A 22,698-nucleotide genomic window follows, 5' to 3' on the forward strand; every position below is an offset into this window, starting at 1 on the left:
CGGTGCGCTCGATCTTGGACACCAGCGCGGCGTAGCAGCCGTGCGATTCGGCGATTTCGCGCGCATCGTTCATGTCCTGCGCATTGCGGCAGAACGAGACGGCGATGAAGTCGACGCCGATCTTGGCAACGATGCCGATCAGCTCCTTGTCACGTTCGGTCAACGCGCCCAGCGACAGACCGCCGCCCTGCTTGTTCAAGCCCTTGCGGTCGGACAGCACGCCGTCGTTGAGCACGGTATTGATGATGCGCTCGCCCTGCACTTCCACCACCTGCAGCTGCATCAGGCCATCATCGAGCAGCAGCACGTCGCCCGGGCCGACATCCTGCGGCAGGCCCAGGTAGCTCACGCCCACCTGGTTGGTATCACCGGCCGGTGCAGTGGTGCTGGCGATCAGATCGAAGCGGTCACCGGCCTTGAGCGAAATCTTGCCTTCGGCAAAGCGCTCGATGCGGATCTTCGGGCCCGGCAGGTCGGCCAGGATGCCGACTTCCACACCCACGCGCTGGGCAGCGGCGCGCACGTCGGCAGCGCGTTTGGCCTGGCCGGACGGGTCACCGTGCGAGAAGTTCAGGCGCACAACGTTGACGCCGGCGCGGAACAGATCGTCCAGCACGCCAGGCGCATCGGTTGCCGGCCCGAGGGTGGCGAGGATCTTGGTGCGTCGCTGACGTTCAATCATTGTGCGTGGTCTCCCTAATAGACCGCCGAAAGTAGCACATCCGTTGCATGACAACGATGTCGCATACGATTTCATAAGACACTTTCTACAGTGTCCCAAAGACAGTCCGGACAAGCTGTCTGGACAGACCGTACGGCATGACAACGCGGGACCTATAGCTGGCTTGCATAGGTCAATAAGCAGATGGGATAGCTCAGCACGGGAGTATTGCGATTGCATGAGTGCTTGATCGGAAGATCGTGCTGCTTCGCAACAAAAGCTGATGGCCTCTGAGACATGCCGGGGACATCAAATGACAGGCATCGCAAAAACGCAACGCGACCGGAAACGCATCTGCAACCATGCAGACCCTCACTCCCGCGCAGGCGGGAATCGCTCCTGCATAGGGCCTCCCTCGGAAACCCACACACCGTCATTCCCGCGCAGGCGGGAATCGCTCCTGCTCTTGGCCTTGGCCTTGCGTTTGACCACTCCGATTCGACACATCAGGAGCGACGTCAAAGGCCAGAGCGATTCCCGCCTGCGTGGGAATGACGAATCAATTTTTGAAGTTGTTGCGTTCGTCTGGCTCCGGACGCCACAGCCACACAAATGCCTGCCGTCAATCAGCCGCGCAACACCACGGCCAATTCCTCCGGAGTCGCCGCCAAGGCACCGACTCCAGCAGCCTGCAGCTCTTCGCTGCCGCCAAAGCCCCACAACACGCCGACGTTACGCATGCCGTGGTGGCGAGCGCCTTCGATATCCATGCGCCGGTCGCCGATCATCCAACACTGCGATGGCGGCAGCGACAAGCGCTGCAAGGCCTCGGCGATCAGCTCCGGCTTGTGGCTGCGCGATCCATCCGGCGTTGCGCCGATGATGTCTTCGAAGCATTCGCCAAACGGCAGATGGGCAACGATGCGACGCGCATGCGGCTCGTTCTTGGCGGTGACCACCGCCAGGCGATGGCCGGCCGCGTGCAGTCCCTGCACGACCTCGCCGATACCGGCATAGATCTCGTGCTCCTGCCAGCCCAGCACGTCGAAACGCTCGCGGTACAGCTCCACCGCCTGCTCGACCCGCTGTGCGTCGCCGAATACCGGGGTAAAGCTCGTCCGCAGCGCCGGGCCGATCCACTTGCGCAGCTCGGCATCACCCGGCACCGGCTGATCCATCTTTTCCAACGCGTAGGCCACGCAGCGGGTGATGCCGACGGCCGAATCAATCAAGGTGCCGTCGAGATCGAAGAAGAAGACATCGCGGCTCATGCAACGTCCTCACGATCCGTCGTGAGCGAAGGCCTGTGCACCGTGGTGGAGCGCAGCAAGCGCAACGTATGTTGAATACGTGAGCATTGCGAGCACCGCACGCGTGGCACAGGTCGAACGCAACAGGTTCGTGAGGGCGTTCTCACTTGCCGCGCGCCTCCAGGGCTGCCACCGCCGGCAAGGTCTTGCCTTCCAGGAACTCCAGGAACGCGCCGCCGCCGGTGGAGATGTAGCTGACCTGCTTGGCGATGCCGTACTTGTCGACTGCGGCCAGGGTGTCGCCGCCACCGGCGATGGAGAACGCATCGGAGCTGGCAATGGCCTTGGCCAGCGCTTCGGTGCCCTTGCCGAAGGCGTCGAACTCGAACACACCGACCGGGCCGTTCCACACCACGGTGCCGGCCTTGGCGATCAGTTCGGCGTACTGCGCAGCAGTCTGCGGGCCGATATCGAGGATCATGTCATCCGCAGCAACAGCGTCCACAGCCTTGACCGTGGCCGGCGCATCGGCAGCAAAGGCCGGTGCCACGACGACGTCGGTCGGCAACGGAATTTCAGCGCCACGTGCCTTGGCATCGGCATCGATCTTGCGGGCAGTATCGAGCAGATCGTTCTCGACCAGCGACTTGCCCACGCCATGGCCTTCGGCAGCGATGAAGGTGTTGGCGATACCGCCGCCGACGATCAACTGGTCCACCTTGCTCACCAGGCTGGACAGCAGTTCCAGCTTGGTGGAGACCTTGGAGCCGGCAACAATGGCCAGCAGCGGGCGGGCCGGGTTGGCCAGGGCCTTGTCCAGTGCGTCCAGCTCGGCCATCAGCAGCGGGCCGCCCGCGGCGACCGGGGCAAAGCGGATCACGCCATGGGTGGAGGCCTGGGCGCGGTGCGCAGTGCCGAAGGCATCCATCACGAACACATCGCACAGCGCCGCATACTTCTTCGACAGCGCCTCGTCGTCCTTGCCCTCGCCCACGTTCATGCGGCAGTTTTCCAGCAGCACGATCTGGCCCGGGGCCACGTCCACGCCGTCCACCCAATCCTTGACCAGCGGCACGTCCACGCCCAGCAGCTGGGACAGGCGCTTGGCCACCGGTGCGAGCGAATCCGCCTCGGTCCACACGCCTTCCTTGGGCCGGCCCAGGTGCGAGGTCACCAGCACCGCAGCGCCCTTCTCCAGCGCCAGCTTCAAGGTGGGCAGTGATGCGGTGATGCGCTGCTCGGAGGTGATCTTGCCGCTCTCATCGATCGGCACGTTCAGATCCTGGCGGATCAGTACGCGCTTGCCGGAAAGGTCGAGGTCGGTCATGCGAACGATGGACATGGCAGGATCAGCTCCGCAAAGTGTGGGGAAACCCCAATTCTCGCCCGCCCTGACTGATGGGGCAAACCCAAGGTGAAATGGATGCCGCCGCTGCTGCAACCTGAACTGTCCAGCCCCCGCCTGCTTCTGCGCGAAGTGCGTGCTGATGATGCTCCAGCGCTGTTCGCCATCCACAGCCACCCACAGGTGATGCGCTACTGGAGCTACCCAGCCTGGACCGAGCTGCGCCAGGCCGAACAGAAGATCGTCGATATCCAGCGCCAGCGCCGCGAACTGGACATCCTGATCTTCGCCATTGCCGATGCCAGCACCGACCTGTTGATCGGCAGTTCGGCATTGTTCGCCATCGACCGCACCCAGGGCCGCGCCGAAATCGGCTACAGCCTGCACCCCGACTGGCAGGGCCAGGGCCTGGCCAGCGAAGCCCTGACGTTGATACTGCTGTACGCATTCGACGAACTGGGGATGCGCCGGATCGAAGCCGACATCGACCCACGCAACCAGCCCTCGCGCCGATTGGTGGAAAGGCTTGGATTCATCCAGGAAGGCCTGTTCCGCGAACGTTGGAACGTAAACAACGAAATCTGCGACAGCGCCATGTACGGCCTGCTGCGCACGGACCTCAAGCTGTAGCGCCGAGCCATGCTCGGCTGAAGCCTCACCCGCAAACCCAGACTCTTGGGAGCGGCGTCAACCGCGAAACCAGCGCAAGACGCCTGCAACTGCAACCGGGTCAGGCTGCTGGGGCACCGCCGGCTTCGCCACTGACGCCGGTCCCCCATGAGGATGACCGGGAAAGCCCAAGCCGAGCATGGCTTGGCACTACATTGGTGAGCGTTCCGCGTTGCTGCCGTATAGCGGGATACCACCGAGCGCACAGAACACCGCCGTCACCCCGAAGCTGCACAAGCCACCAACAAACAGATCCGACAGCAGGTCTTCCAGCCTTGGCGGTCGCACCGCGCCGTGGACAGACCACGCCGCCCATAACCCCATTCCCAGCAACGTGGTGAAGAAACACAGGCGTATGGCATTGAGCCGTTTCACCAGCAACAGCACCGCCATCACCGGTATGCAGATGGAGAACGGGCCAATGTAACCAAAGGCGACGGCGATGACCGCCAAAAAGGGAAACATCAGCAGCAGATCAAACCCGTTGAGCGGCCCGGAGGAACTGATGCCAATCCCGATCAGCGCCAACACGGGCGTGAACAACGGCGCGGCGAAGGCCAGCTCGTCCGGCGAAGGCCCCTGAGATTGCAGAAATATCCTGGACATCCTCTTTCCGTCCTCCGCGGTCCCGAACCTGCAATCACCACACCTCATTAGCCACGCGCACCCAGGCGTCTACCGAGATGTCATGCCCCCTGCCGAACCACAGCGGGACACCACCAGGCAGAAACCATCAGGTTTCCGTCTTGCCGCGACTGCTGCGCATCAGACTCAACGCAAAGCCGGTAACCGCCAGGGCGCCCAGCACCAGCACCACCCAGAGCACGATGTTTTTCCAATCCCGAGGCACCTCGGCTGGCTGATAAGCCGCCTCGCCAGCACGCTGCGCCATGGTGCCCAAACTGGCAGCTGCAGGTTGCCATTGCGCGCCATTGCGTGTGCGCAGCGCGGCCAGCATCGGGTCCAGCGCGGCCTGCGCCTTGCCTTCGTCCGCGCTGCCGGCGACCAGCAGGTAAGGCGCCTTGCCCTGTGCAAGGAACACCACGCTGCCCGGCCGATAGCCCAGGCGCAGCGCCGGTGCCGATGCGGGCACCGCCCCCGGTTCGGCCTGCAAGCGCCATTGGCGGTCATCGACGATGCCGGATGTTTCCAACGGTGGTGAACGCTGCTGCTTACCGGCTTCGCTCAGATTCCAGGCATTCCAACCGCTGGTCAGCACCTGCCACGCGGGTTCGCCATCGTCGGCGCGGACGCGGTCCTGGTCACGGCTGGATACCGTCCAGCTCACTGCGCTGTTGGCCGGCATTACTACGTCAAGGCGCTGCACCGGGAACCGCCCATGCAGGCGATACAGATAGCCGTCCTTGCCATTGCCGCCGGCAGCCGCCTGCAGTTCCTGCCATTGCCAATCGCTGACCTCAACCGCATCGGCGAATTCACCGCGCAGGCCCTGCAGCGGTGGCGCACCACTGCGCTGCAAGGGCACCAGGCGCAGATAACGCAGGCCCGATTCAATCTTGATGCCGTTGCTGCGCAGCTCGTTACCGTTGTTGCGCAGCTGTACCAGCCGCACCTGTGGGTCCAGTACCTGCCAACCGCGCAGGTCATCACTGCCTTCCAGGCGATAGCCCAGATCCAGCGTGGCGGTAGTGTCGCTCCAGTCCACCAGCAACCTGCGCAGCTTGCCGGCCTCCTGCCCCAGATCAACCAACCAGACCGGATCGGCAGTACCCGCGCCGGGGTTGCTGGCGACCGAATTGCGAATCGACACAACCTTGCCCGCACCATCACGCTGCACAACCACGCTCAAATCGTCATCGCTGCCGACCGCGCTGGCTGGCAAGGCGAACCATTGCAGCGGCGCAGTGCGCACCGCGCCACCCAAGGGCGTGGTCGCCGCATAGACCGCACTGGCCACCGGCACACCATCGGCATCCAACACCCGTACGTCGCGCAGGTCACGCCAATGCGCCGCTTGGTACACCGTCGCGTCCAGCGGCACGCGGTAGGCGCCTGCGTCGGCCTGCGATAGCTGCAGCGGCCATTGCTGGGCGAAATCCGCGTTGGCCTGCGCACTCAGCGGCAGCAAGGCCAGAACAAGCAGACGCTTGATCATGCAGTTGTTTCCTCGTTGTTGATTGCCGCGGCCCGGCGCGGGGGTGCCGGCGCCAGCCAGCCAACCAGCGTGCACAGCAGGCCGTAGGCGATGAAGGCACCGATGCCGAGCAGATCACCCAGATTGCCGCGATCAACCAGCAGCAGCTTGGCCAGCACCACACCCATCAGGATGGCACCGGCCAGCCACAGGCCCCATTGCCCACGGCGCGAACCACTGACCCAGCCAACCACACCGAGCAGGCTCCACACCACGGTCAGGCTGGTCTGGGCCAACTTGGTGCCCAGCAAGGCCTCGCCCCAGGGCTCACCGCCCCAATGGTGCACGGCACGCAGCGTCATCACCGTGACCAGTACCAAGGCCGCCAATGCCACGCCAACCAGCTGCAACGGCGGTGTATGCCCTTGCCGCCCCTGCCACAGCCGCGTGGCCAGCAGCACCAGCACCGCAATCTCGGCCAATTCCAGCGGATTGAAGACAACCACCCATGGCAACGGCGCGGCACTGCCCGCCCCGGCCAGCGAGGTCAGCCACCACAGCCCCAATACCGCAAATACGGCCACCTGCAAGGCCGTGCGGTAGCGATCAAACGCCACGCCCAAGGGCTGCGACAACCATCCCCAACGGTGCATCGACAGCACCGCCAACAACAGCCAAGGCAGTGCAAGCAGCAAGCCCACCCAACCTTCGGCAAGGTGGAAACGCTCGCCCACATGCCAGGCCAGCAATGAAAGCACCGTCGGCCACAGCAACCACCACACAAGCTGCGCCAGACCTGCAACCGCGCCGCTACCCGCACGCAGGCACATCAGGCTGCGCACACCCAGCACCGCGAACAGCGGCCAGGTCCAGACGCCCCGCCCTGCGAACGGTTGTCCGTACTCGGTTACCTGCAGGAAGGCCACCGGGAATGCCGCCAGGAAGCAACCCAGCGTCGTCAGTGAAAGCGCCAGCGCCGGCACACGCCGCTGCACCTCGGCTGCCAGCCAGCCGGTCACGCCCAACAACAGCAGTACCGCGTGCAGACGGCTCCCCATCTCGACGAAGTCGCCGATCTCCATGATCACGTTGCCGATCCACCAAGCCAGCGCCCACACATAGGCCACGGTGGCCACGTGCAGGTTGCCGGCGCCACGGTACAGCCATGCAGTGGCGAAGCCCGCAACGGCGATCAACAGCGCTCCCATGAACGCGGCATTGGCGATGGCGGTGGTGGCGACCGAATGGGAATCGGATACACCGATGGCCAGCGCTGCTGCAGCGGCCAGCTGCAGCGCAATGCCGGTCCAGCGTGCCAGCCGCCGTTGCTGCATCAGCCCCAACCAGACCAGGCCCGCACCTTCCAGTGCGAACACCGAGGCCGTGGCCTTGGCCGACAGCGCCAACGGCACCGCCAGTGTTGCGAAGCCAACGGCGAGAATGGCGTAGCCGCGGGCCAGTACGTTCAAGCGCGGGTTCGCGATCAGCGCGCGCGCCAGCAGCGCGTACAGGACCGCTACACCCAGCGCACACAACGCCAGCGGCATGCGCTCGCCCTGCAGCAACGCGGCCTGCAGCGAGAACGCGATCAACGGCGTGCCAAACAGCAGGCAGCCATCGATGCGCGCACTCCCGGCAGTGGCCGCCTTGCGTGCATACAGCAAGGGCAACAGCAGATAGAACACGAAGAACAACACCAGGAACGGCTCGGTGCTGTTGAACTTGGCCGGCACGTAGTCCAGCACGCCCCATGCGGTGCCGATGCCCCAGGTGAAGGCGAAGCCCAACAGGTTCAGGACGCGCCATGGCCGCACCCACGCGATGGCAAAAATGCCGGCATTGAGGAGTGCGTAATACGAGAACAACGCGACATGGTTGCCACTGCCGTCGGACAGCCAGATAGGCGCCATGAAGCCGGCCAGCACGCCGAGGATGGCCAGCGTTCGGCTTTCCTGCAGCACCGCCATCACCGACAGACCGGCAATCAGCACCACGCTCAATGCGAACGCCGGGCCTGTCCCGATCATGCCGTAGTTCTTGCAGGCGGCGAACACCACCAACAGCAGGATGCCGATCATGCCGCCCTGCATCGCCAAGGCGAAACTGCGGTGGCTCTCGCGCTTGCGCCAGGCAAAGACCAGGCCACCCAATGCCGCGGCGCTGATGGCAGCAAGGCGCAGGCTGACCGGCACCACGAACCAGCCCTGGTCACTGGCGTACTTGAGCAGTGCGGCCACACCGGCCAGCAGGACCAGCATGCCAACCTTGACCGGCACATTGCCGGTGGTCAGCCACTGCTTGGCATGGGCGATGCCGCGCTCGATGAAATTGGGTTCCGGCGGCGTGGGCGCGACCCAGGGCTGCGGCTCGGGTGCGGCCGGACGCGGCGGCGAGACGGGGGCCGGCTCGACGCTGGCCTGGACTACCGGCGCGGCAGCGCGTTCAGGCAATGGCGGCAACGGCGGCACAACCGGCGGCGCAACTGCAGGACTGGATCGCTCCGGTTCCGGCGCCGCTGCGACTGGCGCAGCCGGCCGCCATTCATCCGCCGGCGGCGCCTGCGTGCGCGGCGCCAACTCCGGCTGCTCGCGCAGGCGTGCCTCCAGGGCGGCAACCCGCCGCTTCAGCGATGCCACCGACAGCCAGGTGACTATCAACAGTACGGGAACCGCGAGTATCGCCAGTACCGCGATAACCCCGAACATCACCAGCGTGTCGTCCATCCGTCGTCCTTGTCCCCCTTTGGGATGCCGCAACACCTTAGCCGGGCTGCCCGCAAACGCAAAATCGCCCGCAGTCAGGTTTCTGCACCCGCCACGCCCACGGATTCATCTTCAGGCTCGTTGCGGGCATCGAATGCCGCCCGCGCCGCGTCCATCGGCTGCTGGAAGCGCAGCCCCCACTGCAGCAGTGCATCCACCGGCTGCAGCATCGACCTGCCCAATTCGGTCAAGGCGTAGTCCACCTGCGGCGGCACCGTCGGGTATACGCTGCGGCTGACCAGTCCATCGCGTTCAAGCCCGCGCAAGGTCCTGGCCAGCATGCGCGGCGATACACCCTGCAGGTCGCGTCGCAATTGGTTGAAGCGTCGCGGCTGCTCGCGCAGCGCAAGCACCGCCAGCAGGCTCCACTTTTCACCCACGCGGTCCAGCAGCGAGCGCATCTGCTGGCACTGCGCCGCCCCTTCACAGGCTGTGGGCTCAGTATCACCGGTGTGAGTTGCTGCCATCGGCGTGCCTCCTTGTGGCGTAAATCCGCGCACCCATCAATAGAGCATGTCGACGCAGGTGGACGCCAGTCTGCCATCGCGCCCCCAACCAAGGCCAAGGAGTCAACGATGTCCAACCTGATCCTCCGCAACGAACCGCTGGGCCGTCCGTGGCCGGGCACTGACCCGTTCCTGTTCTGCGCCCACCACCTGGACCAGTACCCGCAGGCCACCGCCGAGCAGGGCGTGGATATGCGCCAGTTGGGCGGCCGCGAACTGGGCCATGACTTCAGTGGCAAGGACGGCTTCAGCATGTATCACGGCGTCAACGTGCCCGGTTTTCCTGCCCACCCGCACCGCGGCTTTGAAACCATCACCATCGTGCCGCAGGGCCTGGTGGACCATGCCGACTCGCTGGGCGCCACCGCCCGCTACGGCGACGGCGACGTGCAATGGCTGACCGCCGGGCGCGGTGCACAGCACTCGGAGATGTTCCCGCTGCGTTCGCGCGAGCACGGCAACCCGCTGGACCTGTACCAGATCTGGCTGAACCTGCCGGCGCGCAGCAAGATGGCCGATCCGGAGTTCGTGATGCTGTGGGGCGAGAACATCCCCAAGTACCGCACCGACGGCGCCGAGGTGAACGTCATCGCCGGTCGTTACCTGCCGCAGGAAGGCAGTCAGGCCGAGATCGTGCCGTTGGCACCCGGCCGCAATTCATGGGCAGCCAATCCGGATGCCGATGTGGCGGTGTGGCAGATCACGCTGCAGCCGGGTGCGTCGCTGACCCTGCCGCCGGCAACCGGCAAGGGCACGCGTCGTACCGTGTACTTCCATGATGGCAAGCAGCTGCAGGTGGATGGCGAAGCCATCAGCGGCCCGCGCCTGATCGAAGTGATCGCCGACAGCGCTGTCCCCCTGCACAACAGTGGCGACAACGTGGTGCAGATCGTGGTGCTGCAAGGCGTGCCGATCGGTGAGCCGGTGGTGGCTTACGGCCCATTCGTGATGAATACCGCTGAAGAGATCGAGCAGGCGCGTCGCGATTACGGCCGTACCCAGTTCGGTGGTTGGCCCTGGTCCAGCCATGGGCCGGTGCACGCGGCTGGACAGGGACGCTTTGCCAAGCATCCCGGCAGCGATGCGATCGAAGAACCACCGGTGAAGTAAGCGATGGATTCGCGTACCCGGGTAGGCGCAGCGCACCCGGGGCACCCTGCGCAGGGCATTGCCATCAGCCTTCCCATCACCGTGCAACCCCGGGTGCGCTGCGCTTACCCGGGCTACGGCCCAGTCCCACCCCTCCCATTCGCCTGCGGCGAAAGTGAGGGCGTTGAAATGCAGAAAGGGCGCCGTTAGGCGCCCTTTCTGTTTGCAACTTGCTGCATGGATCAGGCGGCGACGACGCGCACCATTTCCAGGCACTTGTTGGAATAGCCCCACTCGTTGTCGTACCAGCTCACCAGCTTGACGAAGGTGCCGTCCAGCGCGATACCGGCTTCGGCATCGAACACCGAGGTATGGGTTTCACCGCGGAAATCAGTGGCAACCACCTTGTCTTCGGTATAACCCAGCACGCCCTTCAGCGCGCCTTCGCTCTGTGCCTTCACTTCGGCGCAGATCTCGGCGTAGGTGGCTTCCTTTTCCAGCTCGACGGTCAGGTCGACCACCGACACGTCCGAGGTCGGCACGCGGAAGCTCATGCCGGTCAGCTTCTTGTTCAATTCCGGGATCACCACGCCGACAGCCTTGGCTGCACCGGTGGACGAGGGAATGATGTTTTCCAGGATGCCGCGGCCGCCGCGCCAATCCTTGTTGGACGGGCCGTCAACGGTCTTCTGGGTTGCGGTGGCCGCATGCACGGTGGTCATCAGGCCGCGCTTGATGCCCCACTTGTCGTTGATGACCTTGGCCAGCGGGGCCAGGCAGTTGGTGGTGCACGAGGCGTTGGAGACGATGCTCTGGCCGGCGTAGGTCTTGTGGTTCACGCCGAACACGAACATCGGCGTGTCGTCCTTGGACGGTGCCGAGAGGATCACCTTCTTGGCGCCGGCATCGATGTGCTTCTGCGCGGTGTCCTTGGTCAGGAACAGGCCGGTGGATTCGATCACCACGTCCACGCCCACTTCGTCCCACTTCAGGTTGGCCGGGTCGCGCTCCTGGGTCAGGCGGATCTTCTTGCCGTTGACCAGCAGGTCGCTGCCCGACACTTCCACATCAGCCTTGAAACGGCCGTGCACCGAGTCGTACTTGAGCATGTAGGCCAGGTAATCCGGCTCCAGCAGATCATTGATGGCCACGATCTCGATGTCGTTGCCGAAGTTCAACACTGCCGAACGCAGCACATTGCGCCCGATGCGACCGAAACCGTTGATGCCGACCTTGATTGCCATGTTCACAAGCTCCTGCAGCCGCAAACCCGTTGCGGCGGGGGGTGGAAGGGGGCGTCATTCTAACAGGACCGGCAGCGCCCCCGGGGCCCGCAAGCGTGGGGCCCGGCACGGCCAGTTGGCGACCAACGCTTGCCGGCAGCTGAGCGCAGGCTGAGTGCAAACGCGTGTTTGATCAGGATCAAGGCGGTCCCAGCGCGGCGCGGGAACACTGGCGCCACCTCCACAAGCAACGGAATTCCACATGCGCAAGACCTCCACCCTGCTGCTCTCCGGCCTGGCCGCCGCCCTCACGCTGGCCGCCGCACCGGCCATGGCCCAGTCCAAGGGTGATTGGACCCTGGGTGTCGGCGTGCACGCTGTCGACCCGACCTCCGATGCCGGCGACCTCAATGGCGCGGCGCTGGGTCTGGGCGCGCTGTCCACCAAGGTCGACAGCGACGTCAAGCCGACCGTTACATTTGAATACTTCGTCGCCGACAACGTCGGTATCGAAGTGCTCGCTGCCCTGCCGTTCAAGCACGAAATCAGCATCGACGGCGTCGGCAAGGTCGGCGAAACCAAGCAGCTGCCGCCGGTGGTCTCGCTGCAGTACCACTTTGCCAACAGCAGCAAGGTCACCCCGTTCGTCGGCCTGGGCGTGAACTACACCAAGTTCTTCAGCACCGACAGCAAGGGTGCGTTGGAAGGCACCAAGCTGAAGCTGGAAGATTCCTGGGGTCTGGCAGCGCACGCTGGCCTGGACTTCGCCGTCAGCGACAAGGGCGCCCTGCGCGTGGACCTGCGCTGGGCCGACATCGATACCAAGGTCAAGGTCAACGGCAACAAGCTCGGCACCGCCAAGATCGATCCGCTGGTCTACGGCGTGGCTTACGTCTTCAAGTTCTAAGCACCCGCAACGGTGCCAACAGCGTTCCGCAGCATGCTTGCCCCGGCCTGGTGCCGGGGCCTTTTTTTCCCCTGGGTAGACACCTGTATTCGACCCGCGCGCCGGCTTCATGCTTCGGCGCTCGCCAGTGGAATTGCCTGGCGTCCGCGTCCACAGGGTGCCCCAGCGCGGGGATAGCGCGCGGAACGTCATCAGCCACATGAGGCGGGTCGGGCAAGCGCAGCGCACCGGGCTGAGGACCCGCTATCTGCAACCTCCCGGCTGACCTGCCCCGGGTGCGCAGAGCTTGCCCGGGCTACGGCGAGGAGATGCCGTGTCTGCTGGACTGACGGTCTCTCATCGCAGAGAGCAACGCGCCGTTTTCCTTTCACGCGCCTGCGGCCATATCCGATCAACCGACCGAGCCGGCGCATCGTTAAGATAGCGGCAATGAAGAACACCGCACTCCTTTCGGCCAGCCTCGTCCTGGCTCTTTCGCTTGCATCCGCCGACGCCCTGGCCTGGGGCGCGCAAGGCCACCGGCTGGTCGCGCGGGTGGCCGAGCCCGCGTTGAACACCACAGCCAAAGCCGAGATCGACCGCCTGCTCGCCCTGGAGCCCGGCGCCACCCTGAGCAGCATCGCGCCCTGGGCGGACCAACTGCGCAAGGAAGACCCCGACCTGGGCCGCCGTTCGGCCAGCTGGCACTACGTCAACATGGCCGAGGACGATTGCGTCTACCAGCAGCCCCGACATTGCGTCGACGGCAACTGCGTGGTCGAGGCATTGAAGGCCCAGGCGGCAATCCTGGCCGATCACGCCCAGCCTGACAGCGAGCGCCTGCAGGCATTGAAGTTCGTCGTGCATCTGGTCGGCGACCTGCACCAGCCCATGCATGCCGGCTATGGCCATGACCGCGGCGGCAACAATTACCAGGTCCAGTACGACGGGCGCGGTACCAACCTGCACTCGGTCTGGGACAGCGGCATGTTTTATCAGCTGCACCTGAGTGACGATCAGTTCCTGTCACGCCTGCAGGCGCTGCCGGCGCCTGTCGACATTCGACCGCCGTCGTTGCAGCAGGATGCGCCGGCATGGGCTGAACAGACCTGCCGCATCGCGACGCGCAAGGGGCTTTATCCGTCCGGCCACAAGATCGGCGAGCGCTATGGCAACACCTGGCGCCCGGTCGCCGAAGCACAGGTCCGGCTTGCAGGCGAACAACTGGCAGCCCTGTTGAACCAGTTGCTCGGCACACACTGAGCCCCCAATCCTGCGCAGCCGCCCGGCGGTCGCGCAGGGTCACCGCAGGCCATCGCGGCTGCGCACCACCACTTTGCCCTCCACCACCTCGAAGGTGAACGCGTAAGCCAGGGTTACCGGCACGTTCTCCACCTGTTCGGCGCCCTGGCAATCATCACTACCAGTGCGGGCAACGCCCTCGACGTAGCTGCACTGGGCTGCCGGCCGGAACCGCCACTGCGCGGTGGCTGCCAACGCCGCCTGCATCAAGCCCGCATTGTCCGCTTCGCTACCCGCAGCGCAGCCAGACTGCGTCAGCAACGGCTCGCTGCGCGTCACCGCCCCCTGCGCATCCACGATCACCCGCACGCACAAGGTGGTCGGCGGCAGTGACTGCTGCTGGTAGTTGTCGGGCATCTGCGGCGAGGGCGCGTGCAACGCCTGCGGCATGCGAAATCCCTGGGTTGCCGACAACGAATAGTGGGCTGATGCCGCTCCGCCCTGGGCCGTCTCCTGCTGCAGCATGCGCCGATCAACGTTGTAGGTGTTCGCCGCCGATTCCGGTGCGCTGCGCTGGCTCGCGCAGCCCACCAACAGCAGCAACAAAAGACCCGATGCCAAGCGCATCTCAGCTACCCGCGGCATCATCGGTGTGCACTACATCCTCATCCATATCAAACCAGATCGGTACCCGAACCTTGCCCGCCATCGGCTTGCCATCCTGCTGCGCAGGGGTAAAACGCCACTGCCGTGCTGCGGCGATCGAGACCGCGTCGAACACACCCTGCGGCTGTGACTCGACCACGCTGACATCCTTCGTTTGACCGTCGGCCCCTACTTCGATCTGCAACACCACCTTGCCGGAAATGTTCTGGTCGAAGGCATTCTTCGGATAGGACGGCGGCGCCTGGTTCTTGCTGCTGATCACCACGGCGGCGGGCTGCGTCGCTGCAGCTGCGGTATCCGGGGTGGCAGATGCAACGGCTGTCGAGGTGATTTCCAGCTTCCACATCGAGCTGCCGTCCGCGGTGGACACCTCGATGCCCGCCGGTACGCCGGGCTTGATCAGCAAGGTCGGTGAGGACACCAACGTGCCATTGGCCTTCAAGCTGCCTTGCAGGTTCAACAAGCCCCCCTGCGCCGGCTGCAGGACAAACTCCCCGGTCCATTGCACGCCCTTGTCCGAGTTCGTGCTGAACGAAAAAGGCTTGCCGGCGGCTTCGCGCAGCTCGAACCGATGTTCCTGGCCTTCCAGGGTTGCGCGTACGGCAGTCGCATACATCGCGCCCGACGTCGCGCCGGGCGTCGTCGCGACGGCACGCGCCGGCTGCGCAGCCCAGGCTGCGAAGCCGAATCCAGAGAACAACCCTACCGACATCAGCAACATTGCAGCCCACTGTTTGGTGCCGGGCACGGGACGCTTGAGCATGGCGATACGCTCCTTCAAGGGATGGTTATGCCAGTGGCAACCCACCGGCAACAGGATTGAGGTCAGCCCGGTCTTGAGCATGGCCTCGCCATAACTGCGACGGGCACCCGCTGCCCGCGCAATGACGCGTTCGTCGCAGGACAACTCCTGGTCCTGACGGCTGTACTTCACCGCCAACAGCAGCAACGGGTTGAACCACTGCAGGCAGTGCAAGGATGCAAGCAGCGCATTTGCCACCACATCGCCACGACGCAGATGGACCTGTTCATGCAGCAGCACCAGTTCCTGCTCTGCCGGCGAATAGCGCTGCTCAAAGCCCAGCGGCAGTACGATGCGCGGCTTCAGCACACCCATCACCGCAGGCAGGCCGCTGACGCTTTGCGCCTGCCATAGGCCGTCACTGCGTTGCCGCAGCGTTCCCAGCCCGCGTTGGAAGCGACGTTGTTGCCGAAACAGGTGCAATGCCACCAGCAACGCACCCGCCAGCCACACGGCCAATATTCCGCCCGGCCAGGCAGGCAGCGTGCTTGTACCCGCCGCAAGCAATTGCCCCACCTGCACCGCGCTGCCGACCGCGTGCATCTGCACCACATCCTTCTGCGGAGCCGGCAGCACTACCACCAGCAAGGCCACTGGCAGCAACAACCACAGCAGATAGGCCGCGCTGGACCCCAGCCATGCACGCACCGGCCGGCGCAGCAGCAGTACCAGCAGCACAGCTGCGGAAAGCGTCAGCGTGGAGGTCGCCAGCAGCGATAACAGGTCAATGCTGCTCATCGTCCAGCTCCTCCAGCAGTCGGCGCAGTTCGGCCACGTCATCGCGGCTCAGCCGCTGGTGTTGGTTGAAGTGCGCTACCAGCGGCGCCACCCGGCCATCGAACAGCCGGTCGAGCAGGCTGCTGCTTTCCTCCAGCAGCCAGGCGTCGCGCTGCACCAACGGCGAGTACAGATAGCGGCGGCCGTCCTTGCTCGCACTGATCGCCCCCTTGTTGAGCAGCCGGTTCAACAGGGTCTTGACCGTGGCCTCCGCCCATTCATTGCCACCGGGCAGGCGCGTCATTACTTCGTCGGCAGACAATGGATGCTGCCCCCATAGCACCTCCATCACCACCGCTTCGGCCTCGCTGATCCTGATCATCGTTTACGCCTGTAATTTTTATCGATTACACGGGTAAACGAAATGCCTGTCAAGACCCCTTCAGGTGGTTCAGCGGCACCGTGCTGTAATGCCGGCAACCCCGCAGATACCGGACACCATGCCCCATCACGTGACCGACCTCGATGCCGCCGTGGATTGGCTGCTGAGCAATACCCAGGGACCCCTGCGCATCGGTGCGCCTTTGGCGTTGGGCAAACCCCACCGCCTGCTCAATGCGTTGTATGCGCGCATCGAACACGACCCGGCGCGGCCGCTGCAGCTCTACACCGCGCTGTCGCTCAATCCACCGCAGGCCAAGGGCGATGGATTGGAAGCGCGCTTCATGCGCCCATTCGTGCAACGCCACTTTGGCGATGACTTCCCCCGCCTTGCCTATGCCGACGCCATCGCCCGGGATGCGCTGCCGGCGCATATCCAGGTGGAAGAGTTCTACATGCAGTCCGGCGCGCTGCTGGCTTCGTCGCAGGCGCAGCGCAGTTACACCAGCCTCAACTACACCCATGCCGCCGATGCCGTGGCCCAGCGCGCGCCGCACGCCATCGTGCAGAAGGTGGCCTATCGCGAAGGCGATGCGCGCCTGTCCCTGTCCTGCAACAACGACATCACCCAGGACACGCTGGATGCGATCGCCGCGCGCGGACTGCCCAAGCCACTGCTGATTGCAGAGATCGATCCGCAGCTGCCCTGGCTGGGTGGCAGCGCCACAGTCGATCTCGATTTCTTCGACCTGATCATCAGCCCACCGGCACCCTATCCGCGCCTGTTCGGCCTGCCGCGGCAACCGGTCACTGACGCCGACTACGCCATCGGTTTGTATGCCAGCACCCTGGTGCGCGATGGTGGCACCCTGCAGATCGGCATTGGCACCCTGGCAGACGCACTGAGCCACGCGCTGGTACTGCGCCACACCGACAACGCGCGCTATCGGCAGATCCTGCAGGCGCTGGACCCGCGACTGGCCGAACACCCGCTGGTGCGCGAAGCCGGCGGCCTGGGGCCTTTCGAAGTTGGCCTGTACGGCTGCAGCGAAATGCTCAACGAAGGATTCCGCAAGCTGGTGCAGACCGGCGTCATCTGGCGCAAGGTACACGACGATCTGGGCCTGATGCAGCGGCTTGCCGATGGCACTGCCAGCAAAGGCGATCACGGCCGGTTGGCACGCGAGGGCGAATACCTGCATGGCGCGTTCTATCTGGGCTCATCCGAGTTCTACGACTGGCTGCGCAACCTGCCCGAAGCCGAATGCAGCGCCATTGGCATGCGCCGCATCAGCGAGATCAACCAGCTGTACGGCGGCAACGAAGCGCTGGAACGACTGCAACGCCGCGATGCACGCTTTTTCAACTCCTGCATGATCGCCAGTGCACTCGGCGCGGCCGCTTCCGATGCATTGGAAGATGGCCGGGTGGTTTCCGGCGTCGGCGGGCAGTACAACTTCGTGGCGATGGCCCACGCCCTGCCGGACGCACGCAGCATCCTGATGTTCCGTGCTGTGCGCCAGGATGCGGGCAAGCTGCAGTCCAACATCCGCTGGAACTACGGCAACACCACCATCCCGCGCCACCTGCGCGACGTATTCGTCAACGAATACGGCATCGCCGACCTGCGCGGGCTCACCGACGAGGACTGCGTGATCGCCATGGCCGGGATCACCGATGCGGCTTTCCAGCCGGAACTGCTGGCCCAGGCCAAGACCTCAAAAAAGCTGGCCACCGCATTCACCGCCGCACCACAGTGGCAACAGAACCGTGCCGATGTACTGCGCGCGGCGCTGGCCCCGTTCCGGGCCGATGGCAGCCTGCCCGACTATCCGCTGGGCAGCGACTTCGACGCCGTCGAACAGGTCCTGCTGCGTGCCCTGGGCTGGCTGAAATCGGCCACCAGTACGCCACTGGGAAAACTGCGCACGGTGCTGGACGCGTTGCGCCAACCCGGTGCAGACAGCGATGCGATCTATCTGCAACGCATGGACCTCGAACATCCCGTCGGGCTGAAGCAGCAACTGGACGCAAAACTGCTGCGACTGGCCTTGGCGCGCACAGCGTCCCCGTTCCCGCAAGGCACACGCATTTAACCGGGCTTTCACCGATGCCCCTGCTATCTTCGCCGGCCCTCACTTACAGCTCCGGCGAGATACATGGGTCTTTTTGGTTTCCTGCGCAAGGACGGCAAATCAGCTGGCAACCAGCCACGGCTGCGCGTCATCACCGCCGACGAGGCATACGGCGCCTACGCGTCACACTATTCTAGGGCGCAGAACCTGCTCAAGGCCGGCGACATCGCCGGCTTCGAGCAGATGTTCCAGCAAGCCTGGCAAAGCAAGGAATGCACCCCTTCCGGAGACCGTGTGTACCAGACCCTGCTCGGCTGGACCGAGCTTGACCTGGATGGCCCGGAGACCTCGGACCGCGAGCTGGAAATCTACGCCAACGCCTACGCCGCCAACCCGTCCGCGTTCAGTGCCGGCCTGTTCGCCAGCCGTATCTACGACCTGGCCCACGAGGTACGTGGCGCAGAGTGGGCCGACAAGGTCAGTGCCCAGCAATGGGGCACGTTCACCTCCTTGCACGGGATGGCACGTGCGCTGCTCGAACGCCATCGCCAGCAAGCCCAGGGCTGCTTTGTCTGGCATTGGGCCAATTACGTCACCGGTCTGGAAACCTTTGCCGGCGACGCCCGCTTTCATGAGGCATTCGAAGCCCTGTGGTCGCTTGACCGTGCCAACACCACGGTCATCGCCAACCATGCCAACAGCCTGCTGCCGCGCTGGTACGGTGCCTCGGAGCAGGATGCCGAAGGTTTCGCACGACACGCCATCGAGGCCACCCGCGCCGAACTTGGCCGCGGCGCCTACGCCGCTGCTTACGGCGGCTTTGCCAACGTGGGCGAACTGGATGTCGACGACACCGCCTGCGATGCCGAACTGCTGAAGCAGGCCTACCAGGACCTGTACGCACGCTTCGACGGACTGAGCCTGCTCAACCGCTTTGCCAATGCCATGTCCTGGTGCAACGACGAGGAGGAAGTGCTGCGCATCTTCCAGACCCCGCTGGAGGCCATCGACTATCTGGCCTGGGGTGGCGATGACGAAGAAGAAGGCTTGGAGTACGCGCAGAACGCTTACGAATACGCGCGCGACAATGCCTGAGTAAGCAGATGGTCCGAGTGGGCGCCATGCGCGCCCATTCGGGCGTGTGCGCACGGCGTGAAAGCGTACATGGCGGGCTTTGCTATAAGCCAAGGGTCAAACCAACCCGGAGCCGCGCCCATGCATACGCCGAAGATCCTGTTCCTTGCCGTGGCCAGCGTTGCCCTGATCGGTGGTTGCAAGAAGAACGAGCCTTCCAACGAAGCTGCCACGCCCGCAGCGGCCGCACCTGCCGCTGCAGCGCCGACGATAGAACCTGCGGCACCGGCACCGGCACCGGCACCGGCACCGGCACCGGCTGCCAATACCGTGATCGCCAGTCAGTCGGGCATCGCCGGCAGCACCTGGGACCTCACCCGCGCGCAAGTGACAGGCAACATCCTCACCCTGCAGTTCACGGTAACGCCGCAGGCAGACAAGTCACTGTTCGAATACAGCCGCATCAAGGTCGAGCAGATCGCGCTGATCGACGACACTACCGCCCAGCGCTACAGCGTGCTCAAGGACGATACCGGCCGGCCGATGGTCTCACCGATCGAAGACGGCGGGGACACCCTGAAGATCGGCATCGGCGCCAACTCCACCGGCGTGGTGTGGCTGAAGTTCCCGGCGCCACCGGCAACATCGCAGACCGTGTCGATCATCATTCCTGAAGTGGGTCCGTTCGACGGCATCAAGGTCAGCCGATGAAACGCTTGCGAGCATCGCTATGTCTGCTGGCCGTGGCGTTAGTTGCCTGCAGCAGGCCGCCCCCGGTGGATGATGCTGCTGGCACCGCGCAGCCGCCCGCAGCGGCCGTGGCAGCCGCATCACCCGCCACACCGACGCCGCAACCTGCCCCTATCGCCACGCAGGGCTCGGGGCTGACCGGAACCGTCAGTGGATTGAGCGCGCAGGTATCGGACCTGAAGGGCTTGATCAGTGCATTGGGCGGGGAAGTCCGTGACCAGCAGATCCATGTCGCGCTTCCCGCCGATACGCTGTTTGCCTTCGACAAAGCCGATATCGCACCTGCCGCAACCGCCAACCTGGACAAATTGCTGGCGCTGCTCAAACAAACCACAGGCCCGATCAAGCTGTTGGGCTATACCGACGACAAGGGCGACGAGGCCTATAACCTCTCCCTGTCACAACGCCGCGCCGATGCGGTGGCGGTATGGCTGGGCGCACGTGGCATCGCATCGGAGCGTCTATTGCCCGAAGGGCGTGGCGAAGCGGACCCGGTCGCGCCGAACAGCAAGGCCGACGGCAGCGACGATCCCGACGCAAGGCAACGCAATCGCCGCGTGGAAGTGATCGTGCCCTCGCCGCAATGAGCCAGTAGTAGTGCTGCGCGCCATCCATCGACGCTCGAAGCAGCGAGCGCCATGGGCCCAGACAAACAAAGGCCGGGTTTCCCCGGCCTTTGTTCAACACCTGTGACGCACGCCGATCAGTTGGCGGTCAGCGCCTTGGCCGCTGCCACAACCGCTTCGGTAGTGATGCCGAAGTGCTTGTACAGCTTGTCGGCCGGGGCCGACGCGCCGAAGGTGTCCAGGCCGATAACCGCACCGTCCAGGCCCACGTACTGGCGCCAGAAACCCGTGACACCGGCTTCGACGGCCACGCGCTTGCGCACGGCGTTAGGCAGCACGGATTCGCGGTAAGCCGCGTCCTGGCGATCGAACACGTCGGTGCACGGCATCGACACCACGCGGGTCTTGATGCCGGCAGCGTCCAGCTCGGCCTTGGCGGCCACGGCCAGGCCAATTTCCGAACCGGTGCCGATCAGGATCACGTCCGGGGTACCGGCAGCATCGGCCAGCACATAACCACCGCGTTCGATCTGCTGCACCTGCTCAGCCGTACGCGGCTGCGGTGCCAGGTTCTGGCGGCTGAAGATCAAGCAGCTCGGGCCATCCTTGCGGACGATGGCGGCCTTCCAGCTGACCGCCGATTCGGCGGCATCGCAGGGACGCCATACATCGTTGTTGGGGATGTAGCGCAGCGAGGACACGTGCTCCACCGGCTGGTGGGTCGGGCCGTCTTCGCCCAGGCCGATCGAGTCGTGGGTGAACACGTGGATGACGTGCGCCGGGATCAGTGCGCTCATGCGCAGCGCATTACGGGCGTAGTCGCTGAACACCAGGAAGGTAGCGTCGAACGGCAGGAACCCGCCGTGCAGGGCCAGGCCATTGGCGATGGCGCTCATGCCGAACTCACGCACGCCGTAGTGCACGTAGTTGGCATGCGGGTCTTCGCCGACCACGGTCTGCGCACCCTTCCACAGGGTCAGGTTGGAACCGGCCAGGTCAGCCGAGCCACCGATGATTTCCGGCAGCAGCGGTGCGAAGGCCTGGATGGCGTTCTGCGAAGCCTTGCGCGAGGCGATGTTCGGCGCTTCGGCCTGCACCTGGGCGATATAGGCATCGGCCTGGGCAATGAAGTCGGCCGGCAGCTCGCCGTGCGAACGACGGGTCAGTTCGTCAGCGTCGGCCGGGAACTGTGCAGCGTACTTGTCGAACAGCTGCTCCCACTCGGCCTGACGCAGGGTGCCGGTGCCGCCAGCGCGCCAGCCGGCATAGATCTCTTCCGGGATCTCGAACGGGCCGTAGGGCCAGTTCAGTGCCTTGCGGGTGGCTTCCAGTTCGTCCTTGCCCAGCGGTGCGCCGTGGCTGGATTCCTGGCCGGCCTTGTTCGGCGAGCCAAAACCAATCGTGGTCTTGCAGCAGATCAGGGTCGGCTTGTCGAACTGCGACAGCGCCTGCTCGATGCCAGCCTTGATGCTTTCCGGGTCGTGGCCATCGACGTCGCGCACGACGTTCCAGCCATAGGCCTCGAAGCGCTCCGGGGTATTGTCGGTGAACCAGCCTTCCACTTCACCGTCGATGGAGATGTTGTTGTTGTCCCAGAAGCAGACCAGCTTGCTCAGGCCCCAGGTGCCAGCCAGCGAAGCGGCTTCGTGGGAGATGCCTTCCATCAGGCAGCCGTCACCCATGAACACCCAGGTGCGGTGATCGACGACTTCGAATTCCGGACGGTTGTAGCGCTGCGACAGCAGCTTCTCCGCCAGTGCAAAACCCACGGCGTTGGCAAAGCCCTGACCCAGCGGACCTGTGGTGGTCTCCACGCCCGGGGTTTCATGACGCTCCGGGTGGCCGGCGGTCTTGCTGCCCAGCTGACGGAAGGCCTTGAGCTCTTCGATCGGCAGGTCGTAGCCGCTCAGGTGCAGCAGCGCGTAGTGCAGCATCGAGC

General features: G+C 64.7%; 20 protein-coding genes. 8 read left to right on the plus strand and 12 right to left on the minus strand.

The genetic code is table 11. From position 1 onward, the window contains the following. The 3 genes from RT460_RS17230 to RT460_RS17240 all read right to left on the minus strand — a co-directional run. The coding region (locus RT460_RS17230; RefSeq protein ID WP_313320683.1) for a pyruvate kinase at positions 1-682 on the minus strand (682 nt) is incomplete at its 3' end. Positions 683-1,287: 605 nt separating this feature from the next. Next, positions 1,288-1,932, minus strand: a complete 645-nt coding sequence (locus RT460_RS17235) for an HAD-IA family hydrolase (RefSeq protein WP_313320685.1) — start codon at positions 1,930-1,932, stop codon at positions 1,288-1,290. Between the two features lie 142 nt (positions 1,933-2,074). Next, a complete protein-coding gene (locus RT460_RS17240; RefSeq protein ID WP_313320687.1) occupies positions 2,075-3,253 on the minus strand; it encodes a phosphoglycerate kinase in 1,179 nt (392 codons plus the stop codon). A gap of 81 nt (positions 3,254-3,334) precedes the next feature. Here RT460_RS17240 and RT460_RS17245 point away from each other — a divergent pair, with 81 nt between their 5' ends. Further along, positions 3,335-3,886: a GNAT family protein gene (locus RT460_RS17245; protein WP_313320688.1), complete on the plus strand. Its 552-nt coding sequence runs from the start codon at positions 3,335-3,337 to the stop codon at positions 3,884-3,886. Between the two features lie 189 nt (positions 3,887-4,075). Here the strand turns inward: RT460_RS17245 and RT460_RS17250 are convergent, their stop codons facing one another. The 4 genes from RT460_RS17250 to RT460_RS17265 form a co-directional block, all read right to left on the minus strand. Next, positions 4,076-4,531: a hypothetical protein gene (locus tag RT460_RS17250; protein WP_313320689.1), complete on the minus strand. Its 456-nt coding sequence runs from the start codon at positions 4,529-4,531 to the stop codon at positions 4,076-4,078. A 127-nt stretch (positions 4,532-4,658) separates the two neighbouring features. Continuing rightward, complete coding sequence (locus RT460_RS17255; protein ID WP_313320690.1) at positions 4,659-6,041, minus strand: DUF3999 domain-containing protein; 1,383 nt, start codon at positions 6,039-6,041, stop codon at positions 4,659-4,661. Continuing rightward, the gene (locus RT460_RS17260) at positions 6,038-8,725 is read right to left on the minus strand and encodes a DUF2339 domain-containing protein (RefSeq protein ID WP_313320714.1); all 2,688 of its coding nucleotides are present in this window, start codon (positions 8,723-8,725) and stop codon (positions 6,038-6,040) included. The genes RT460_RS17255 and RT460_RS17260 overlap by 4 nt, the downstream gene beginning before the upstream one ends. 92 nt (positions 8,726-8,817) lie before the next feature. Continuing rightward, positions 8,818-9,249 carry a helix-turn-helix domain-containing protein gene (locus tag RT460_RS17265; protein WP_313320692.1) on the minus strand — a complete coding sequence of 144 codons (432 nt, stop codon included), beginning with the start codon at positions 9,247-9,249 and terminating at the stop codon, positions 8,818-8,820. A 108-nt stretch (positions 9,250-9,357) separates the two neighbouring features. Here RT460_RS17265 and RT460_RS17270 point away from each other — a divergent pair, with 108 nt between their 5' ends. After that, positions 9,358-10,398, plus strand: coding sequence for a pirin family protein (locus RT460_RS17270; protein ID WP_313320694.1), 1,041 nt, complete (start codon positions 9,358-9,360; stop codon positions 10,396-10,398). A 221-nt stretch (positions 10,399-10,619) separates the two neighbouring features. On the opposite strand, the gene gap is transcribed toward RT460_RS17270, so the two are convergent. After that, on the minus strand, positions 10,620-11,621 hold the full coding sequence (gap, locus tag RT460_RS17275) for a type I glyceraldehyde-3-phosphate dehydrogenase (RefSeq protein WP_313320696.1): 1,002 nt from the start codon (positions 11,619-11,621) through the stop codon (positions 10,620-10,622). Positions 11,622-11,862: 241 nt separating this feature from the next. Between gap and RT460_RS17280 the strand changes: the two genes are divergently transcribed. Together RT460_RS17280 and RT460_RS17285 are read left to right on the plus strand one after the other, a co-directional pair. Next, positions 11,863-12,507, plus strand: a complete 645-nt coding sequence (locus tag RT460_RS17280; protein ID WP_313320698.1) for an OmpW family outer membrane protein — start codon at positions 11,863-11,865, stop codon at positions 12,505-12,507. A 429-nt stretch (positions 12,508-12,936) separates the two neighbouring features. Then, positions 12,937-13,749, plus strand: a complete 813-nt coding sequence (locus RT460_RS17285; protein ID WP_313320700.1) for a S1/P1 nuclease — start codon at positions 12,937-12,939, stop codon at positions 13,747-13,749. A gap of 39 nt (positions 13,750-13,788) precedes the next feature. Here the strand turns inward: RT460_RS17285 and RT460_RS17290 are convergent, their stop codons facing one another. The 3 genes from RT460_RS17290 to RT460_RS17300 are packed head-to-tail and all read right to left on the minus strand — an operon-like array spanning position 13,789 to position 16,292. Then, positions 13,789-14,349: a hypothetical protein gene (locus tag RT460_RS17290; RefSeq protein WP_313320702.1), complete on the minus strand. Its 561-nt coding sequence runs from the start codon at positions 14,347-14,349 to the stop codon at positions 13,789-13,791. A gap of 7 nt (positions 14,350-14,356) precedes the next feature. Next, positions 14,357-15,934 (minus strand): TonB family protein, encoded by a 1,578-nt coding sequence (locus RT460_RS17295; protein WP_313320704.1) that lies wholly within the window; start codon positions 15,932-15,934, stop codon positions 14,357-14,359. Continuing rightward, positions 15,921-16,292, minus strand: a complete 372-nt coding sequence (locus RT460_RS17300; protein ID WP_313320716.1) for a BlaI/MecI/CopY family transcriptional regulator — start codon at positions 16,290-16,292, stop codon at positions 15,921-15,923. The genes RT460_RS17295 and RT460_RS17300 overlap by 14 nt, the downstream gene beginning before the upstream one ends. Positions 16,293-16,413: 121 nt before the next feature. On the opposite strand from RT460_RS17300, the gene RT460_RS17305 reads away from it, so the two are divergent. From RT460_RS17305 to RT460_RS17320, 4 genes are all read left to right on the plus strand, one after another. Then, on the plus strand, positions 16,414-18,390 hold the full coding sequence (locus RT460_RS17305) for an acetyl-CoA hydrolase/transferase C-terminal domain-containing protein (RefSeq protein ID WP_313320718.1): 1,977 nt from the start codon (positions 16,414-16,416) through the stop codon (positions 18,388-18,390). Positions 18,391-18,453: 63 nt separating this feature from the next. Then, entirely contained in the window at positions 18,454-19,464 is a 1,011-nt protein-coding gene (locus RT460_RS17310) for a hypothetical protein (RefSeq protein ID WP_313320706.1), read from the plus strand. Positions 19,465-19,584: 120 nt separating this feature from the next. Further along, positions 19,585-20,154 (plus strand): hypothetical protein, encoded by a 570-nt coding sequence (locus RT460_RS17315; protein ID WP_313320708.1) that lies wholly within the window; start codon positions 19,585-19,587, stop codon positions 20,152-20,154. Beyond that, on the plus strand, positions 20,151-20,780 hold the full coding sequence (locus tag RT460_RS17320; RefSeq protein ID WP_313320710.1) for an OmpA family protein: 630 nt from the start codon (positions 20,151-20,153) through the stop codon (positions 20,778-20,780). The genes RT460_RS17315 and RT460_RS17320 overlap by 4 nt, the downstream gene beginning before the upstream one ends. A 116-nt stretch (positions 20,781-20,896) precedes the next feature. On the opposite strand, the gene tkt is transcribed toward RT460_RS17320, so the two are convergent. Next, positions 20,897-22,698 (minus strand): transketolase (gene tkt / locus RT460_RS17325; RefSeq protein WP_313320712.1); only part of this gene is annotated, 1,802 nt, incomplete at its 5' end.

Origin of the sequence: Stenotrophomonas sp., from assembly GCF_032061965.1 — a bacterium.
GTDB lineage: Bacteria > Pseudomonadota > Gammaproteobacteria > Xanthomonadales > Xanthomonadaceae > Stenotrophomonas.

Excerpts from the sequence above, each read along its gene's own strand:
- RT460_RS17270 (WP_313320694.1), top strand. The coding sequence starts at position 9,358 with ATGTCCAACCTGATCCTCCGCAACGAACCGCTGGGCCGTCCGTGGCCG.
- RT460_RS17240 (WP_313320687.1), bottom strand. The coding sequence starts at position 3,253 with ATGTCCATCGTTCGCATGACCGACCTCGACCTTTCCGGCAAGCGCGTA.
- RT460_RS17260 (WP_313320714.1), bottom strand. The coding sequence starts at position 8,725 with ATGTTCGGGGTTATCGCGGTACTGGCGATACTCGCGGTTCCCGTACTG.
- gap (WP_313320696.1), bottom strand. The coding sequence starts at position 11,621 with ATGGCAATCAAGGTCGGCATCAACGGTTTCGGTCGCATCGGGCGCAAT.
- RT460_RS17265 (WP_313320692.1), bottom strand. The coding sequence starts at position 9,249 with ATGGCAGCAACTCACACCGGTGATACTGAGCCCACAGCCTGTGAAGGG.
- RT460_RS17305 (WP_313320718.1), top strand. The coding sequence starts at position 16,414 with ATGCCCCATCACGTGACCGACCTCGATGCCGCCGTGGATTGGCTGCTG.
- RT460_RS17280 (WP_313320698.1), top strand. The coding sequence starts at position 11,863 with ATGCGCAAGACCTCCACCCTGCTGCTCTCCGGCCTGGCCGCCGCCCTC.
- RT460_RS17250 (WP_313320689.1), bottom strand. The coding sequence starts at position 4,531 with ATGTCCAGGATATTTCTGCAATCTCAGGGGCCTTCGCCGGACGAGCTG.
- RT460_RS17245 (WP_313320688.1), top strand. The coding sequence starts at position 3,335 with ATGCCGCCGCTGCTGCAACCTGAACTGTCCAGCCCCCGCCTGCTTCTG.
- RT460_RS17255 (WP_313320690.1), bottom strand. The coding sequence starts at position 6,041 with ATGATCAAGCGTCTGCTTGTTCTGGCCTTGCTGCCGCTGAGTGCGCAG.
- RT460_RS17310 (WP_313320706.1), top strand. The coding sequence starts at position 18,454 with ATGGGTCTTTTTGGTTTCCTGCGCAAGGACGGCAAATCAGCTGGCAAC.
- RT460_RS17320 (WP_313320710.1), top strand. The coding sequence starts at position 20,151 with ATGAAACGCTTGCGAGCATCGCTATGTCTGCTGGCCGTGGCGTTAGTT.
- RT460_RS17295 (WP_313320704.1), bottom strand. The coding sequence starts at position 15,934 with ATGAGCAGCATTGACCTGTTATCGCTGCTGGCGACCTCCACGCTGACG.
- RT460_RS17285 (WP_313320700.1), top strand. The coding sequence starts at position 12,937 with ATGAAGAACACCGCACTCCTTTCGGCCAGCCTCGTCCTGGCTCTTTCG.
- RT460_RS17315 (WP_313320708.1), top strand. The coding sequence starts at position 19,585 with ATGCATACGCCGAAGATCCTGTTCCTTGCCGTGGCCAGCGTTGCCCTG.
- RT460_RS17235 (WP_313320685.1), bottom strand. The coding sequence starts at position 1,932 with ATGAGCCGCGATGTCTTCTTCTTCGATCTCGACGGCACCTTGATTGAT.